The sequence below is a fragment of the Streptomyces sp. 6-11-2 genome (assembly GCF_006540305.1).
Classification (GTDB): Bacteria; Actinomycetota; Actinomycetes; order Streptomycetales; family Streptomycetaceae; genus Streptomyces.
Map to the genome: position 1 here is coordinate 5,821,206 of NZ_BJOR01000001.1, position 16,324 is coordinate 5,837,529.

Consider the following 16,324-nt stretch of genomic DNA (forward strand, 5'->3'; position numbering starts at 1 on the left):
CCCGAAAACCGTGACGATCTGTCCGCGAGTCGGTGCGAGTCGGTGCGAGTCGGTGACGGGGACCTCCAGCCAGCCAATCGGAAGCACGGGAAGAGATGTCGGCACCCAATAAGTCGTACGACCCTGTCGAGGTCGAGGCGTTGAAACCGGAAGAGATCGAGCGCATGCGGGACGAGGCGCTCGCCGCCTTCGCCGCCGCGGACTCCCTCGACGCGCTCCACGAGGCCAAGGTCGCCCATACCGGCCCCGCCTCCCCGCTCTCCCTCGCCAACCGCGAGATCGGCGCCCTGCCCCCGCACGCCAAGGCCGACGCCGGCAAGCGGGTCGGCATGGCCCGCGGCGCGGTGAACAAGGGCCTCGCCGCCCGTCAGACCGAGCTCGAGGCGGAGCGGGACGCCCGTGTGCTGGTCGAGGAGGACGTCGACGTCACGCTGCCGTTCGACCGCGTACCGGCCGGCGCCCGCCACCCGCTGACCACGCTCTCGGAGCGCATCGAGGACGTCTTCGTGGCCATGGGCTACGAGGTCGCCGAGGGCCCGCAGGCCGAGGCCGAGTGGTTCAACTTCGACGCCCTGAACATCGGCCCGGACCACCCGGCCCGCGGCGAGGCCGACACCTTCTTCGTGCAGGGCCCCGAAGGCGGCAGCGAGTCCGCTGTCGTCCTGCGCACGCACACCTCGCCGGTGCAGATCCGCTCCCTGCTCGAACGCGAGCTGCCGGTCTACGTGATCTGCCCCGGCCGCGTCTACCGCACCGACGAGCTGGACGCCACCCACACACCTGTCTTCCACCAGGTCGAGCTGCTCGCCGTGGACGAGGGCCTGACCATGGCCGACCTCAAGGGCACCCTGGACCACATGGTGCAGTCGCTGTTCGGCGAGGGCATGAAGACCCGGCTGCGGCCGAACTTCTTCCCCTTCACCGAGCCGTCCGCCGAGATGGACATGGTGTGCTACGTCTGCCGGGGCGAGTCCGTCGGCAACCCCGACCGGCCCTGCCGCACCTGCTCCTCCGAGGGCTGGATCGAGCTCGGCGGCTGCGGGATGGTCAACCCGCGGGTGCTCACCGCCTGCGGCGTCGACCCGGAGAAGTACAGCGGCTTCGCCTTCGGGTTCGGCATCGAGCGGATGCTGATGTTCCGCCACAACGTCGAAGACATGCGAGACATGGTCGAGGGTGACGTCCGGTTCACCCGGCCGTTCGGGATGGAGATCTGATGCGGATCCCGCTTTCTTGGCTGCGGGAGTACGTCGACCTGCCGGCGACGGAGACCGGGCGCGACGTCCAGGCCAAGCTCATTTCGTCCGGCCTCGAGGTCGAGACCGTCGAACAGCTCGGCGCCGACCTCAAGGGGCCGCTCGCCGTCGGCCGGGTGCTGACCATCGAGGAGCTGGAGGGCTTCAAGAAGCCGATCCGCTTCTGCACCGTCGACGTCGGCCAGGCCAACGGCACCGGCGAACCGCAGGAGATCGTCTGCGGCGCCCGCAACTTCGCCGTCGGCGACAAGGTCGTCGTGGTCCTCCCGGGCGCCGTGCTGCCCGGCGGCTTCGCGATCAGCGCCCGCAAGACCTACGGCAAGACCTCCCACGGCATGATCTGCTCCAGCGACGAGCTGGGCATGGGCGACGACGGCAGCCAGGGCATCATCGTGCTGCCGCCCGAGACCGAGGTCGGCAAGGACGCCATCGAGCTGCTGGAGCTGGTCGACGAGGTCCTCGACATCGCCGTCACCGCCAACCGCGGCGACTGCCTGTCCCTGCGCGGCGTCGCCCGCGAGACCGCGATCGCCTACGGCCTGCCGCTGCGCGACCCCGCCCTGCTCGACGTACCGGCCCCGAACGCCTTCGGTTACCCGGTGCGGATCGACGAGCCGCACGGCTGCGACCGCTTCACCGCGCGCACCGTCTCCGGCCTCGACCCCGAGGCCCGCTCCCCGATCTGGCTCCAGCGCCGCCTCCAGAAGGCGGGCATGCGCCCGATCTCGCTCGCCGTCGACATCACCAACTACGTGATGCTGGAGCTCGGCCAGCCGCTGCACGCCTACGACCGCAAGCTGGTCCAGGGCACGATCGGCGTGCGCCGGGCCGAGGAGGGCGAGAAGTTCACCACCCTCGACGGCGTCAAGCGCACGCTGCACGCGGAGGACCTCGTCATCACCGACGAGCGCGGCGCCATCGGCCTCGCGGGCGTCATGGGCGGCGCCAACACCGAGATCGCCGACCACGAGGACACGGAGAGCGCGACGACCGAGGTCGTCATCGAGGCCGCGCACTTCGACCAGGTCTCCATCGCGCGCACCGCCCGCCGTCACAAGCTGTCCTCGGAGGCCTCCCGCCGCTTCGAGCGGGGCGTCGACCCGCAGGCCGCCTCCGCCGCGGCCCAGCGCACGGTGGACCTGCTGGTCCTGCTCGCGGGCGGCACGGCCGACGCCGGTGTCACCGAGGTCGCCGCGCCCGCGGCTCCGCGCACGATCACCGTGCCGGCCGACCACCCGGACAAGGTCGCGGGCGTCGTCTACGGCCGTGAGGCCGTCGTCCGCCGGCTCCAGCAGATCGGCTGTCAGGTGGAGGGGCAGGACGAGCTGACCGTCACCGTCCCCTCCTGGCGGCCCGACCTGACGGACCCCAACGACCTGGCCGAAGAGGTCATCCGCCTGGAGGGCTACGAGAACCTGCCCTCCACGCTGCCCAGGCTCCCCTCGGGCCGCGGCCTCACCCACCGCCAGCGGCTGCACCGCCGGGTCGGCCGCGCGCTGGCCGGCGCGGGCTACGTCGAGGCGCCGACCTACCCGTTCGTCGGCGAGCAGGTCTTCGACCAGCTCGGCCTGGAGCCCGGCGACCCCGCGCGCCGTGTGGTCCGGCTGGTCAACCCGCTCAGCGACGAGGAGCCCGCGCTGCGCACCACGCTGCTGCCGGGCCTGCTCGGCGCGCTGCGCCGCAACGACGGCCGCGGCAGCCACGATCTCGCCCTGTTCGAGACCGGCCTGGTCTTCCACCCGCGCGAGGAGCAGCGGGTCGCGGCCCAGCCGCCCATCGACCGGCGTCCCACCGACCAGGAGATCGCGGAGCTGAACGCGGCGCTGCCCGAGCAGCCGCGCCATGTGGCCGTGGTCCTCGCGGGCGCCCGTGAGCAGACCGGCTGGTGGGGCAAGGGCCGCCCGGCCGACTGGGCCGACGCGGTCGAGGCCGCGCGGACCGTGGCCCGCGAGACCGGGGCCGAACCGATCGTGCGCAAGGGCCAGTACGGTCCGTGGCACCCGGGCCGCTGCGCCGAGTTCGCGGTCACGGTGGACGGCGCCGAGCGGGTCGTGGGCCACGCGGGCGAACTGCACCCGCGCGTGGTCAAGGCACTGGGCCTGCCCGAGCGCACCTGCGCGATGGAGCTGAACCTGGACGTGCTGGAGCAGGTCGGCGACGACACCCCGCGGGCGCCGGGCATCTCCACGTTCCCGGTCGCCACGCAGGACGTCGCCCTCGTCGTCGACAAGCCGGTCCCGACCGCCGACGTCGAGGCCGCGCTGCGCGAGGGTGCCGGTGAACTCCTGGAGTCCATCCGGCTGTTCGACCTCTACGAGAACGCCGAGCAGCTCGGCGAGGGCCGCAAGTCCCTCGCCTTCGCGCTGCGCTTCCGCGCGCCGGACCGCACGCTGACCGTGGACGAGGCGTCCGCCGCCCGCGACGCGGCGGTGGCGCTGGCCGCGTCGCGCACGGGGGCGGTACTGCGCAGCTGACGGGTCAAGCGCGGGGGGACTGCGAGTCCGTCGCCGACTGCGGGCAGTCGGTGGCCGGTCGCGCGGTTCCCCGCGCCCCTTTTTTGGGCCGGCCTCGGTCGACGGGGGTGGGTCACTCGGTGGGGCGGGTCGGTTGTCGGGTGAGGGTGGCCGGTGGCCGGTCGCGCAGTTTCCCGCGCCCCTTTTTTGGGCCGGCCTCGGTCGACGGGGGTGGGCCACTCGGTGGGGCGGGTCGGTTGTCGGGTGGCCGGTGGCTGGTCGCGCGGTTCCCCGCGCCCCTGCTTGAGTCCGCCCGGGTCGGCAAGGCCGGTCATCTCGCGGAGCGTCGCCGTGCCGGGCCGCCGTACTTTTCGAGGGGGAGCCGGCGGCCCGGACGGCCTCTTGGAGGAGGCGGTTCAGTCAACCGGGTGGGGACTCTCCGCGACAGCGCGCGTGCAGCCCGGATGCGCGTGCTCCGTTCACACCCCGTGTGAAGGCGAACGCACTACGCTGTCGCCACAGAGCCACCGGGGGGCACCCATGCAGCCCAACACACTGCTCGACGCGATCCTGGACGAGGCCGGCATCTCGCACGCGGGCCTGGCAGCGCACGTCAACCAGGAGGGGCGGGCCCGCGGACTCGCGCTCCGGTACGAACACACCGCCGTGGCCCGGTGGTTGAAGGGCCAGCGACCGCGCGGCCAGGTGCCCGACCTGATCTGCGAGGTGCTGGCGGGCCGGCTGCACCGGCCGGTCACGCTCGACGACATCGGCCTCGGTGTGCCCGGCGAGCCCTCCGCGCCGCACGGCACCTCGCTGTCCGGGTTCGTCGAACGCGCCACCGCCCTGTGGCGATCCGACGAGCAGCAGCGCCCGCACCTCCTCGGAGCCCCCGCCGTGACCGGCACGCCCGCCGTCATGCCCGTGTGGGAGTGGGAGAACCCGCCCGAGGACGTGGATGTCTCCCGCGGTGGCCGGCACCGGGTCACCCCGTCCGACATCGAGATGCTGCGCGCCGCCCGCACGCACTACGAGCAGATGTACCGCAAGGCCGGCGGCGTCGCGACCCGCGGCCGTGTCGTGGGTTTCCTCAACGTCGAGGCCACCCCGCTGCTGCGGGGCAGCTACACCGACGCCACCGGCCGCCAACTGCACCGCGCCACCGGCGCCTTGGTGGCGATCGTGGGCATCTGCGCCTACGACTCCGACGCGCACGGCCTGGCCCAGCGCTACTTCCACCAGGCACTCAGGCTCGCCAAGGCCAGCGGGGACCGGGGACTCGGCGCCTATGTGATCGCGCTGCTGGTCAACCAGTCGCTGTTCATGCGGGAGTACCGCCAGGCCGTCGCCTTCGCCGAGGCCGCGCTGCGCGCCGCCGGCCAGCACATCACCCCCGCGCTCGCCTCCGACCTGTACGCGATGCAGGCCAAGGCCTACGCCCACCTCGGCGACGGCACGAGCGCCCTGGCCTGCATCGGGCGCGCCGAGTCCGCCGCCGAACGCATCCGGCGCGGATACGAACCCGATGAGACGGGCTACGTCCAACCCGGCCTGGTCAACGTGCAGGTGGCCGAGGCCCTGCTCAGCCTCGGCGAGCTGGCCGCCGCCGAGGAGCACGCCGCGGCCGCCGTGGACAACCCCGCGCACGACCGCGGCCGGGTGCACCGACTGGCCATGCTCAGCACGATCCAACTGCGCCGGGGCAACGCCGACAAAGCGGTGGCCACGGCCGTGCGGATGGCCGAACAGGCCCGTGGGATGGAGTCGCAGCGGCTGCGGGACAGACTGCGCGCGGTGCGCGAGCACCTGGTGCGCAACGGCAGCGCCGGCACGGCCGAGGCGGCCGAACTGATCGACGGAGCCCTGCGCGTACCGCTGTGACGGCGGCGCGGTGCTCCCGGCGGCTCGCCATGCGCCTGCTGCGGGACCGGTCCGGCTGCGATATTGCCACTGACCCGACGGAAGGTGGCAGAACCGTGCAGTGGACGAAACAGAACGAACAAACTGTGTACGCAAACCGCTGGTTCACCGTCAACCTCGCGGATGTCGAGTTGCCGGACGGCCGGCACCTCGACCACTTCCTGATACGGCTGCGGCCCGTCGCCGTGGCCACGGTGGTGAACGAGGCGGGTGAGGTCCTCCTCCTGTGGCGCCACCGCTTCATCACCGACAGCTGGGGCTGGGAGCTCGCGGCGGGCGTCGTGGAGGACGGCGAGGACATCACGGCCGCGGCCGCCAGGGAACTGGAGGAGGAGACCGGCTGGCGGCCGGGCCCCCTGCACCACCTCATGAGCGTGGAGCCGTCCAACGGACTCACCGATGCCCGGCACCACATCTACTGGTCGGACGAGGGCGAGTACGTCGGACACCCGGCGGACGACTTCGAGTCCGACCGCCGGGAATGGGTCCCCCTCAAGCTCGTTCCCGACCTGGTCGCCCGCGGCCAGGTCCCGGCCGCCAACATGGCGGCCGCGTTACTGCTTCTGCACCACCTCAGGCCCGGGCAGGACACGCTGTCCTGAGGGAGCGCACACGGTGTGCGAACGACGCGGGCCCGGCACCGTCTCGGTGCCGGGCCCGCCGACCGTCGCTCCTCGTGGTCAGCCGTAGGTGTAGAAGCCGGAGCCGGACTTCCGGCCGAGCCGGCCGGCGTCCACCATGCGCTGGAGCAGCGGGGGAGCGGCGTACAGCGGCTCCTTGTACTCCTCGTACATGGAATGGGCGACCGAGGCCACCGTGTCCAGACCGATCAGGTCGGACAGCCTCAGCGGGCCCATCGGGTGGGCGCAGCCCATTTCCATGCCGTTGTCGATGTCCTCGCGGCTGGCGATGCCCGACTCGAACATCCGGATCGCCGAGAGCAGGTAGGGGATCAGCAGCGCGTTCACCACGAAGCCCGAGCGGTCCTGGGCGCGGATCGCGTGCTTGCCGAGCACCTTCTCGGTGAACAGCTGCGCCCGGCTCAGCGTGCCCTCGGAGGTGGTGAGCGCCGGGATCAGCTCGACCAGCTGCTGCACCGGGGCGGGGTTGAAGAAGTGGATGCCGATCACCTGGTCGGGGCGCGCGGTGGCGACCGCCAGCCTCACCAGCGGGATGGAGGAGGTGTTGGAGGCCAGGATCGCGTCCGGCCGGGTCACCACCTGGTCCAGGACCTGGAAGATCTCGGTCTTGACCTGCTCGTTCTCCACCACGGCCTCGATCACCAGGTCGCGGTCGGAGAACTCGCCGAGGTCGGTGGTGAAGCTCAGCCGGGCCTGCGTCGCGTCCCGCTCCGCCTCGCTGATCTTGCCGCGCTCGGCCGCCTTGGCCAGGGAGTTGAACAGCCGGGTACGGCCAATCTCCAGGGCCTCGCCGGTGGTCTCGGCGACCTTCACCTCCAGGCCGGCCCGGGCGCACACCTCGGCGATGCCCGCACCCATCTGGCCGCAGCCCACCACTCCGACGCGTGCAATGTCTCCCGAAATGCCGGTCACATCGTCCCTTTCGCAGTTCCTACGGCTGTGGCAGGCGGCTCGTTGTGCGGTGCCTGCTCCGATCGTGCACGTTACCCCCGTGGCGGCCGTGACCGGTCGCCCGGGTCGGGCATGCTGGGCCGGTGAACGATCCGTGACCGTGCGGATCCACGGCGTACGGGGAGTGCCCGGATGGCCCGAGGGACACGGGTGACACGGCGGTCGTTCACCGTGGCGGCGCTGTCGACCCTGGCGGTGACCGGCGACGCGGCCACCGCGACGGGCGGCACCGGCACCGACCGGAGGGGCCGCGCCGAGGTCACCGAGATGCGCGGCATGTGGCTGGCGACCGTGCGCAACCGCGACTGGCCCTCCCGCACCGGGCTGAGCGTGGCCCGGCAGCGCGGCGAGCTGACCGCCCTGCTCGACGTGGCGGTGCGCCGCCGGCTCAACACGGTGTTCCTCCAGGTGCGCCCGGCGGCCGACGCGCTGTGGCCCTCGCCCCACGAGCCGTGGTCGCAGTTCCTCACCGGCACGCAGGGCAGGGACCCGGGCTGGGATCCGCTCGGCACGGCCGTGGCGGAGGCGCACGCCCGCGGACTGCGGCTGCACGCGTGGTTCAACCCCTACCGGGTCGCCCTGCACGACGACCCGGCCCTGCTCGCCGCCTCCCATCCGGCCCGCAGGCACCCCGACTGGGTGGTCCGGTACGGCGGGTGCCTCCACTACAACCCCGGCCTGCCCGAGGTCCGGGAGTTCGTGCAGCGGGCCATGCTCGACGCGGTGTCCCGGTACCCGGTGGACGGCGTCCACTTCGACGACTACTTCTACCCCTATCCGGTCGCCGGCCAGACTTTCGACGACGACGCCGCCCACCACCGGTACGGCGGCGCCTTCGCCGGCCGGGCCGACTGGCGGCGCGACAACATCGACCGGCTGATCCGCGAGACGGCCGCGGCCGTCGCCGCCACCCGCCCGGGCACCCGGTTCGGGATCAGCCCCTTCGGGGTGTGGCGCAACGCCTCGTCCGACCCGCGCGGCTCGGACACCCGGGCCGGCGTGCAGACGTACGACGACCTGTACGCGGACACCCGCAAGTGGGTCGGGGAGGGCTGGATCGACTACGTCGTCCCACAGCTGTACTGGGCCATCGGCTTCGCCACCGCCGACTACGCCGCCCTGCTGCCCTGGTGGGCCGAGGCGGCACGGGGCAGCCGTACGCGGCTGTACGTGGGGGAGGCGCTCTACAGGGCCGGCGACCCCGCGCAGGGCGCGGCCTGGCGGGACCCCGACGAGCTGTCCCGCCACCTCACCCTCGCTGCCGCGCACCCGGAAGTGCGCGGGCACGTCTTCTTCGCCGCGAAGGAGGTGGCGGCCGATCCGACCGGGGCCATGGCGAGGGTCGTCGCCGACCACTACCGCCGGCCGGCGAGACCCCCGCGCTGACTCAGTGGTGTTCGTGTTCCTTCTTGTGGCGGACCTGGCAGTCGGGGCCCGGTGACATGACGGCCTCGTGCCCGTCCGGGAAGCGGACGCGGTACGGCGGGTTGCCCTCCGTGCCCATGACCTCGACGATTTCGCTGATCTGGTCGTGCTGACCGACCACCCTGCCGTGCTGGACGAGCTGGTCGCCCACGGTTGCGCGCATCTACGGGGCCTCCTCACCATGTGCGGGAGCAGCGGTCCTCGACTTCCGAGTCTACGGTGCGGAGCGCGGCCGAACCGGTGAGCCGCCGGGCCGGTGTGCGGTCGGCACCGGTGTGAGCGCCGGTCAGCCGCGCGCCCGCTGGGTGACGGCGATGCAGACGAGCACGGCTACGGCCGTCACGGGGGCGGCCGGAGTGAGGTGCTCGCCGAGCAGCAGCACCGACCACACCAGTGTGAGCAGGGGTTGGGCCAGCTGCAACTGGCTCGCCTTCGGGATGCCGACGGCGGCCATGCCCCGGTACCAGACGACCAGCCCGAGGAACTGCGAGCCCGCCGCGACCCAGAGCAGTCCGGTCACGCTGTGGACGCCCAGGTGCACGGGCTCGTGCGTCAGCGCGAGCGCGGCCGCGGGCACGGTGAGCGGCAGGCACGCCACCAGCGCCCAGCCGATGACCTGCCAGCCCGGCATCACGCGGGCCAGCCGGCCGCCCTCGGTGTAGCCGGCGGCGCACACCAGCAGGGCGCCGAACAGGTAGCCGTCGGCGGTGGTCAGCGCACCGCCGCTCTGCTGCACGGTGAAGGCCACCACGGCCGCCGCGCCCGCCAGCGCCGCCGTCCAGAACGTGCGCGAGGGGCGGACGCCGAAGCGCAGCGCGGAGAGCAGCGCCGTGGTGAGCGGCAGCAGGCCCACGACGACGGCTGCGTGCGCGGTGGTGGAGGTCTCCAGGGCGAGCGTGGTGAGCAGCGGGAAGCCGAGGACCACTCCGGCGGCCACGACCGCGAGGCCGGGCCAGTGCCGGCGTGCGGGCGGCGGTACGCGCAGCGCCAGCAGGCAGCCGCCCGCGAGGACGGCGGCGAGCACACTGCGCACGGCCACCAGGGACCAGGGTCCGAAGCCCTCCAGGCCCCAGGCGGTGGCCGGGAAGGTCAGGGAGAAGGCGACCACGCCGAGGGCCGCCTGAAGGGTGCCGGCGCGCGAGCGGGCCGGGGCGTCCACTGCTATCGGTGTCGATGCGGTAGCGCTACTCTGTGCTCTCATGCAACAGCGTAGCAGCGTCACCGAACTCGCAGAACGCCTGCGGCGGGAACTGGACCGCTACTCACCTGGTGAAAAGCTCCCGTCGAGCCGGGTCCTCGTCGAGCGGTACCGGGTCAGCCCGGTCACCGTCTCGCGGGCCCTGTCGCACCTGGCGGCCGAGGGCTTGGTGGTCACCCGTCCCGGCGCCGGCGCCTTCCGCGCCCCGGCGCGCGGGACGGCCGCTCCCGCCGGCGACACCTCCTGGCAGGAGGTCGCGCTCAGCGCGGACGGCGCCGCCGACCTCGTACCGCGCACGGTGGACGCCTCCGGCGTGACGATCTCGCTGGCCGCCCCGCCGCCGGGCGTGATCGAGTTCAACGGGGGCTACCTGCACCCCTCGTTGCAGCCCGAGCGGGCCATGGCCGCCGCGCTGTCCCGGGCCGGCCGCCGTCCCGGGGCGTGGGGGAGGCCGCCGCTGGAGGGGCTGCCGGAGCTGCGCGAGTGGTTCGCGCGGGACATCGGCGGACCGGGCGGGACCGTCACCGCCGCCGAGGTCCTGATCACCGCGGGCGGCCAGTCCGCGCTGACCACCGCCCTGCGCGCCCTGGCCCCGCCCGGCGCTCCGGTGCTGGTCGAGTCGCCCACCTATCCCGGCATGCTGGCCATCGCCCGGTCCTCCGGGCTGCGGCCCGTACCCGTGCCCGTCGACGCGGAGGGGGTGAGGCCGGAACTGCTCGCCGACGCGTTCCGGGCCACCGGCGCCCGCGTGTTCGTCTGCCAGCCCCTGTTCCAGAACCCCACCGGCGCCGTCCTCGCCCCCGACCGGCGCGCGCGGGTGCTGCGGACGGCCCGTGAGGCCGGCGCCTTCGTCGTCGAGGACGACTTCGTACGGCGGCTCGCGCACGAGGACGCCGGCACCCTGCCGCCCCCGCTCGTCGCCGCCGACCCGGACGGGGTCGTGGTGCACGTCGGCTCGCTGACCAAGGCCACCTCGCCCAGCTTCCGGGTGAGTGCGCTGGTCGCGCGCGGCCCGGTGCTGGAACGGCTGCGCGCCATCCAGGTCGTGGACACGTTCTTCGTGCCGCGGCCGTTGCAGGAGGCCGCTCTCGAACTGGTCGGCTCTCCCGCCTGGCCCCGCCATCTGCGCGCGCTCGCCACGGAGTTGAAGAGCCGTCGGGACGCGATGACCACCGCGCTGCGGAGCCGCCTTCCCGAACTCGCCCCGCCGCACGTCCCGTCCGGGGGCTACCACCTGTGGCCGCGTCTGCCGGGCGGTGCGGACGAGGCCGCCCTGACCGCCGCCGCCCTGCGCGCGGGCGTCGCGCTCACCCCCGGCCGCCCGTACTTCAGCGCCGAACCCCCGGCCGCCCACGTGCGGTTGAGCTTCGCCGCGGTCGGCGGCACGGCGGAGATCGCCGAGGGCGTGCGCCGCCTGCGGGCGGCCTGCGCGGAGGTGCTGCCCTGACGGCCGGCCGGGGGAGCGGACGGCCGGGACCCGCGGCGGGCTGCGTACCGGGGCCTCAGTCCTCGCTCAGTCCTCGCGCGCGTAGTCCGTCGTCAGCAGCAGGTCCTTCGCGGGGCCGCCCACGCGCCACACCGTGCGCCAGTGCCCGGCGTCCCGGACGGTGAACTCGCCCCGGTAGAGATCCGCCGCGCACGGATGCGCGGCCAGGTGCCGCCCGGAGCGCAGGTCCAGATCGTGGAAGGGCCGCCCGTCCGCGAAGCGCACGTCGGCCGTGCCCGGCACGTTCCCGGGCAGAAAGCGCAGCGTCCGCTCGGCGGGCCGGGCCACCCCCTGCCAGACGAACGTGCCGCACTCCCGGTGCAGCAGCCCGCCGCCGTCCAGGGCGCCGAAGGCCGTCGTACCGGTGAACTCCCCCGTCCCGCCGTCCGCCAGATCCCGCACCGACCGCCGGACCCGCCAGTTCCCGGCCAGGAACACCAGCACGTCCGGCACCGGCAGGAACCGGCCCTCCGCCGCTCGCTCGCCCTTTTCCACCCGCTCACCGTACGACGACCGACGTTGATTCCGTTGCATAAACGTGCAGGAATACGTATAGTCATGCCATCGAGGAGGAGGGTTCATGGCTGTACGTGTGGCGGTCGCCGGAGCGAGTGGATACGCGGGCGGAGAAGCGCTGCGCCTGCTCCTGGCGCACCCCGAGGCCGAGATCGGCGCCCTGACCGGGAACACCAACGCCGGAGAGCGGCTCGGCGCCCTGCAACCGCACCTGCCGCCCCTCGCCGACCGCGTCCTGGAGGAGACCACCCCCGACGTCCTCGCCGGGCACGACGTCGTCTTCCTCGCCCTGCCGCACGGCCGGTCCGCCGCCGTCGCCGAGCGACTGGGGCCCGACGTCCTCGTCATCGACATGGGCGCCGACTTCCGGCTCAATGACCCCGCCGACTGGGAGCGCTTCTACGGCTCCCCGCACGCCGGCACCTGGCCCTACGGCCTCCCCGAACTCCCCGGCGGCCGCGCCGCGCTGGCGGGGGCCAGGCGCATCGCGGTGCCCGGCTGCTACCCGACGGCCGCCTCCCTCGCTCTCTTCCCGGCCTACGCGGCCGGACTCGCCGAGAACGAGGCCGTGATCGTCGCCGCGTCCGGCACCTCCGGCGCCGGCAAGGCCGCCAAGCCGCACCTGCTCGGCTCCGAGGTCATGGGATCCATGTCCCCCTACGGGGTGGGCGGCCTGCACCGGCACACCCCGGAGATGATCCAGAACCTCAGCGCCGCGGCGGGGGAGCGCGTCACCGTGTCCTTCACGCCCACGCTCGCGCCGATGCCTCGCGGCATCCTCGCCACGTGCAGCGCCAAGGCCCGGCCCGGGGTCACCGCCGACTCCGTGCGCGCCGCGTACGAGAAGGCCTACGCCGACGAGCCCTTCGTCCACCTCCTCCCCGAGGGGCGCTGGCCCGCCACCGCCTCCGTGTACGGCTCCAACGCCGTGCAGATCCAGGTGGCGTACGACCCCGCCGCGCACCGCGTCATCGCGATCAGCGCCATCGACAACCTGACCAAGGGCACCGCCGGCGGCGCGGTGCAGAGCATGAACATCGCCCTCGGACTTCCCGAGGAACTCGGACTTTCCACGATCGGAGTCGCACCGTGAGCGACGCACGTGCAGCCACCGTGCCGCAGACAAGGACGATGGCCGCACCGCTGCGCCGCACGGGCGGCAGTGACATCAGCCGCTACCGCGGCGCGGCGAACAGGGAGATGCAGTGAGCGTCACGGCAGCCAAGGGGTTCCAGGCGGCGGGCATCGCCGCCGGGATCAAGGAGAGCGGCAACCCGGACCTGGCCCTCGTGGTCAACACCGGCCCCCGCCGCGCCGCCGCGGGCGTCTTCACCTCCAACCGCGTCAAGGCCGCCCCGGTGCAGTGGTCCGAGCAGGTCCTCAAGGACGGCAGACTCTCCGCGGTCGTCCTCAACTCCGGCGGCGCCAACGCCTGCACCGGCTCCAAGGGCTTCCAGGACACCCACGCCACCGCCGAGAAGGCCGCCGACGTGCTCGGTGTCGGCGCCATCGAGGTCGCGGTCTGCTCCACCGGACTGATCGGCGTCCTGCTGCCCATGGACAAGCTGCTGCCGGGCATCGAGACGGCCGCCGCCCGGCTCTCCGAGCACGGCGGCGAGAAGGCCGCCATCGCCATCAAGACCACCGACACCGTCCACAAGACGTTTGTGGTGACCAAGGACGGCTGGACCGTCGGCGGTATGGCCAAGGGCGCGGGCATGCTCGCCCCGGGCCTGGCCACCATGCTCGTGGTCCTCACCACGGACGCCGACCTCGAGTCCGACGTGCTCGACCAGGCGCTGCGCGCCGCCACCAGGGTCACCTTCGACCGGGTCGACTCCGACGGCTGCATGTCCACCAACGACACCGTGCTGCTGCTCGCCTCCGGCGCCTCCGGGGTCACCCCGCCGTACGCGGAGTTCGCCGAGGCCGTACGGGCGGTGTGCGACGACCTCGGGCAGCAGCTCATCCGGGACGCCGAGGGCGCCAGCAAGGACATCAAGGTCGAGGTGGTGGGCGCCGCGACCGAGGAGGACGCCGTGGAGGTGGGCCGCTCCATCGCCCGCAACAACCTCCTCAAGTGCGCCATCCACGGCGAGGACCCCAACTGGGGCCGCGTCCTCTCGGCGATCGGCACCACCAGGGCCGCCTTCGAGCCCGACCGGCTCAACGTCGCCATCAACGGCGTCTGGGTCTGCAAGAACGGCGGCGTCGGCGAGGACCGCGCGAAGGTCGACATGCGCTACCGCGAGGTCCACATCGTGGCCGACCTCGCCGCCGGCGCCCAGACCGCCACCATCTGGACCAACGACCTCACCGCCGACTACGTCCACGAGAACAGCGCGTACTCCTCATGAGCTCCGCAACCACTCGCAAACACACCGCGCTCCCCAAGGCGAAGATCCTCGTCGAGGCGCTGCCCTGGCTGACCCGGCACCACGGCAAGATCGTCGTCATCAAGTTCGGCGGCAACGCCATGGTGGACGAGGAGCTGAAGGCCGCCTTCGCCCAGGACGTCGTCTTCCTGCGGCACGCCGGCCTCAGGCCCGTCGTCGTGCACGGCGGCGGCCCCCAGATCAGCCGGGCGCTCGAGCGGCACGGCATCGTCAGCGAGTTCAAGGCGGGTCTGCGGGTCACCACCGAGGAGGCCATGGACGTCGTGCGGATGGTGCTCGCCGGGCAGGTGCAGCGGGAGCTGGTGGGCCTGCTCAACCAGCACGGGCCCTTCGCCGTCGGCCTCACCGGCGAGGACGCCCACACCATCACCGCCACCAAGCACACCCCCGAGATCGACGGCGAGCCGGTCGACATCGGGCGGGTGGGCGAGATCACCGCGATCGACACCGGCGCGATCGAGGCGCTGCTCGCCGACGGCCGCATCCCGGTCGTGTCCTCGATCGCCCGTTCCGAGGACGACGGGCACGTCTACAACGTCAACGCCGATACGGCGGCCGCGGCGCTCGCCGCGGCACTGGGCGCCGAGACCCTCATGGTCCTCACCGACGTCGAGGGCCTCTACGAGGACTGGCCGAACTCCGACGAGGTGATCAGCCGCCTGACCGCGAGCGAGCTGGAGAAGCTGCTGCCGGAGCTGTCCTCCGGCATGGTGCCGAAGATGCAGGGCTGCCTGCACGCGGTGCGCGGCGGCGTGACCACCGCCCGCGTCATCGACGGCCGGGTCCAGCACTCGATCCTGCTGGAGATCTTCACCGACGAGGGCATCGGCACGATGGTCGTGCCGGACGAACAGGGGGAGTCGTGAGCAACCAGGACGTGCGTGATCAGGAGACGGGCAACCAGGCACTGGCCGCGCGCTGGCAGGGCGCGCTCATGAACAACTACGGCACCCCGCGGCTCGCCCTCGTCCGCGGTGCGGGCGCGAAACTGTGGGACGCCGACGGCCGGGAGTACGTCGACTTCGTCGGCGGTATCGCGGTCAACGCGCTCGGCCACGCCCATCCCGCAGTCGTGGAGGCGGTCGGCCGGCAGATCGCCTCCCTCGGCCATGTCTCCAACCTGTTCATCGCCGAACCGCCCGTCGCCCTGGCCGAACGGCTGCTCCAGCTCTTCGGCCGGGACGGCAAGGTGTTCTTCTGCAACTCCGGCGCCGAGGCCAACGAGGGCGCCTTCAAGATCGGCCGGCTGACCGGGCGGCCGCACATGGTCGCCACCGAGGGCGGCTTCCACGGCCGGACGATGGGCGCCCTCGCGCTCACCGGACAGCCCGGCAAGCAGGAGCCGTTCCTGCCGCTGCCCGGCGAGGTCACCCACGTGCCCTACGGGGACGCGCGGGCCCTGGCCGCCGCGGTCACCGAGGAGACCGCCCTCGTCGTCATCGAGCCCATCCAGGGCGAGAACGGGGTCGTGGTGCCCCCGCCCGGCTATCTGAAGGCGGCCAGGGCGATCACGGCGGCCACCGGTTCGCTGCTGGTCCTCGACGAGGTGCAGACCGGGGTCGGGCGCACCGGGCACTGGTTCGAGTACCAGGCCCACGAGGGCGTCCTGCCGGACGTCGTCACGCTCGCCAAGGGCCTGGGCGGCGGACTGCCGCTCGGCGCCACCGTCGCCTTCGGGCGCGCCGGCGACCTGCTCCAGCCCGGTCAGCACGGTACGACCTTCGGCGGCAACCCGGTCGCCTGCGCCGCCGGACTCGCCGTCCTGGACACGATCGCGGGCGAGGGGCTGTTGGAGAACGTCAAGCGGCAGAGCGAGAAGCTGCGCGAGGGGATCGAGTCACTGGACCACCCGCTGGTCGCCCACGTCAGGGGCGCGGGCCTGCTGCTGGGTATCGTGCTCACCGAGCCGCGCGCGCCCCAGGTGCAGCAGGCGGCTCAGGAGGCCGGTTTCCTGGTGAACGCGCCCGCCCCCGACGTCGTACGGCTGATGCCGCCGCTGAACCTGGGCGACGACGAGGTGGACGCCTTCCTCGGAGCGCTGCCCGGCGTCCTGGACGTGGCAAACGGGGACGGATGATCCGG

General features: G+C 73.0%; 14 protein-coding genes. 10 read left to right on the forward strand and 4 right to left on the reverse strand.

All coding sequences use genetic code 11. The features are described from left to right. Positions 1 to 95: 95 nt before the first annotated feature. The 4 genes from pheS to TNCT6_RS25750 all read left to right on the forward strand — a co-directional run bounded on the left by pheS (position 96) and on the right by TNCT6_RS25750 (position 6,231). A complete protein-coding gene (gene pheS / locus TNCT6_RS25735) occupies positions 96 to 1,217 on the forward strand; it encodes a phenylalanine--tRNA ligase subunit alpha (protein WP_141362604.1) in 1,122 nt (373 codons plus the stop codon). Next, the gene (gene pheT / locus TNCT6_RS25740) at positions 1,217 to 3,730 is read left to right on the forward strand and encodes a phenylalanine--tRNA ligase subunit beta (protein WP_141362606.1); all 2,514 of its coding nucleotides are present in this window, start codon (positions 1,217 to 1,219) and stop codon (positions 3,728 to 3,730) included. The genes pheS and pheT overlap by 1 nt, the downstream gene beginning before the upstream one ends. 519 nt (positions 3,731 to 4,249) lie before the next feature. Further along, positions 4,250 to 5,590: a transcriptional regulator gene (locus TNCT6_RS25745; protein ID WP_141362608.1), complete on the forward strand. Its 1,341-nt coding sequence runs from the start codon at positions 4,250 to 4,252 to the stop codon at positions 5,588 to 5,590. A 95-nt stretch (positions 5,591 to 5,685) separates the two neighbouring features. Next, complete coding sequence (locus tag TNCT6_RS25750) at positions 5,686 to 6,231, forward strand: NUDIX domain-containing protein (RefSeq protein ID WP_141362610.1); 546 nt, start codon at positions 5,686 to 5,688, stop codon at positions 6,229 to 6,231. Positions 6,232 to 6,309: 78 nt separating this feature from the next. Here TNCT6_RS25750 and TNCT6_RS25755 read toward each other — a convergent pair whose 3' ends face one another. Beyond that, entirely contained in the window at positions 6,310 to 7,182 is an 873-nt protein-coding gene (locus TNCT6_RS25755) for a 3-hydroxybutyryl-CoA dehydrogenase (RefSeq protein WP_141362612.1), read from the reverse strand. 171 nt (positions 7,183 to 7,353) lie between these two features. Between TNCT6_RS25755 and TNCT6_RS25760 the strand changes: the two genes are divergently transcribed. Further along, positions 7,354 to 8,607 carry a glycoside hydrolase family 10 protein gene (locus tag TNCT6_RS25760; RefSeq protein ID WP_141362614.1) on the forward strand — a complete coding sequence of 418 codons (1,254 nt, stop codon included), beginning with the start codon at positions 7,354 to 7,356 and terminating at the stop codon, positions 8,605 to 8,607. Between the two features lies 1 nt (position 8,608). Here TNCT6_RS25760 and TNCT6_RS25765 read toward each other — a convergent pair whose 3' ends face one another. After that, the gene (locus TNCT6_RS25765) at positions 8,609 to 8,809 is read right to left on the reverse strand and encodes a DUF1918 domain-containing protein (protein ID WP_141362616.1); all 201 of its coding nucleotides are present in this window, start codon (positions 8,807 to 8,809) and stop codon (positions 8,609 to 8,611) included. 123 nt (positions 8,810 to 8,932) lie between these two features. After that, positions 8,933 to 9,847 carry a DMT family transporter gene (locus TNCT6_RS25770; protein ID WP_141362618.1) on the reverse strand — a complete coding sequence of 305 codons (915 nt, stop codon included), beginning with the start codon at positions 9,845 to 9,847 and terminating at the stop codon, positions 8,933 to 8,935. On the opposite strand from TNCT6_RS25770, the gene TNCT6_RS25775 reads away from it, so the two are divergent. Then, positions 9,846 to 11,291: a PLP-dependent aminotransferase family protein gene (locus TNCT6_RS25775; RefSeq protein WP_141362620.1), complete on the forward strand. Its 1,446-nt coding sequence runs from the start codon at positions 9,846 to 9,848 to the stop codon at positions 11,289 to 11,291. The genes TNCT6_RS25770 and TNCT6_RS25775 overlap by 2 nt on opposite strands. Before the next feature lie 66 nt (positions 11,292 to 11,357). On the opposite strand, the gene TNCT6_RS25780 is transcribed toward TNCT6_RS25775, so the two are convergent. Then, complete coding sequence (locus TNCT6_RS25780) at positions 11,358 to 11,825, reverse strand: DUF6314 family protein (RefSeq protein ID WP_141362622.1); 468 nt, start codon at positions 11,823 to 11,825, stop codon at positions 11,358 to 11,360. Between the two features lie 85 nt (positions 11,826 to 11,910). Between TNCT6_RS25780 and argC the strand changes: the two genes are divergently transcribed. The 4 genes from argC (at position 11,911) to TNCT6_RS25800 (ending at position 16,319) form a co-directional block, all read left to right on the forward strand. Beyond that, the gene (argC, locus tag TNCT6_RS25785; RefSeq protein WP_141362624.1) at positions 11,911 to 12,939 is read left to right on the forward strand and encodes an N-acetyl-gamma-glutamyl-phosphate reductase; all 1,029 of its coding nucleotides are present in this window, start codon (positions 11,911 to 11,913) and stop codon (positions 12,937 to 12,939) included. 112 nt (positions 12,940 to 13,051) lie between these two features. Next, on the forward strand, positions 13,052 to 14,203 hold the full coding sequence (gene argJ, locus TNCT6_RS25790) for a bifunctional glutamate N-acetyltransferase/amino-acid acetyltransferase ArgJ (RefSeq protein WP_141362626.1): 1,152 nt from the start codon (positions 13,052 to 13,054) through the stop codon (positions 14,201 to 14,203). Next, positions 14,200 to 15,108 (forward strand): acetylglutamate kinase, encoded by a 909-nt coding sequence (gene argB / locus TNCT6_RS25795; RefSeq protein ID WP_141362628.1) that lies wholly within the window; start codon positions 14,200 to 14,202, stop codon positions 15,106 to 15,108. Before argJ ends, argB begins: the two co-directional genes overlap by 4 nt. Continuing rightward, positions 15,105 to 16,319 (forward strand): acetylornithine transaminase, encoded by a 1,215-nt coding sequence (locus TNCT6_RS25800; RefSeq protein ID WP_141362630.1) that lies wholly within the window; start codon positions 15,105 to 15,107, stop codon positions 16,317 to 16,319. The genes argB and TNCT6_RS25800 overlap by 4 nt, the downstream gene beginning before the upstream one ends. Positions 16,320 to 16,324: the final 5 nt, after the last annotated feature.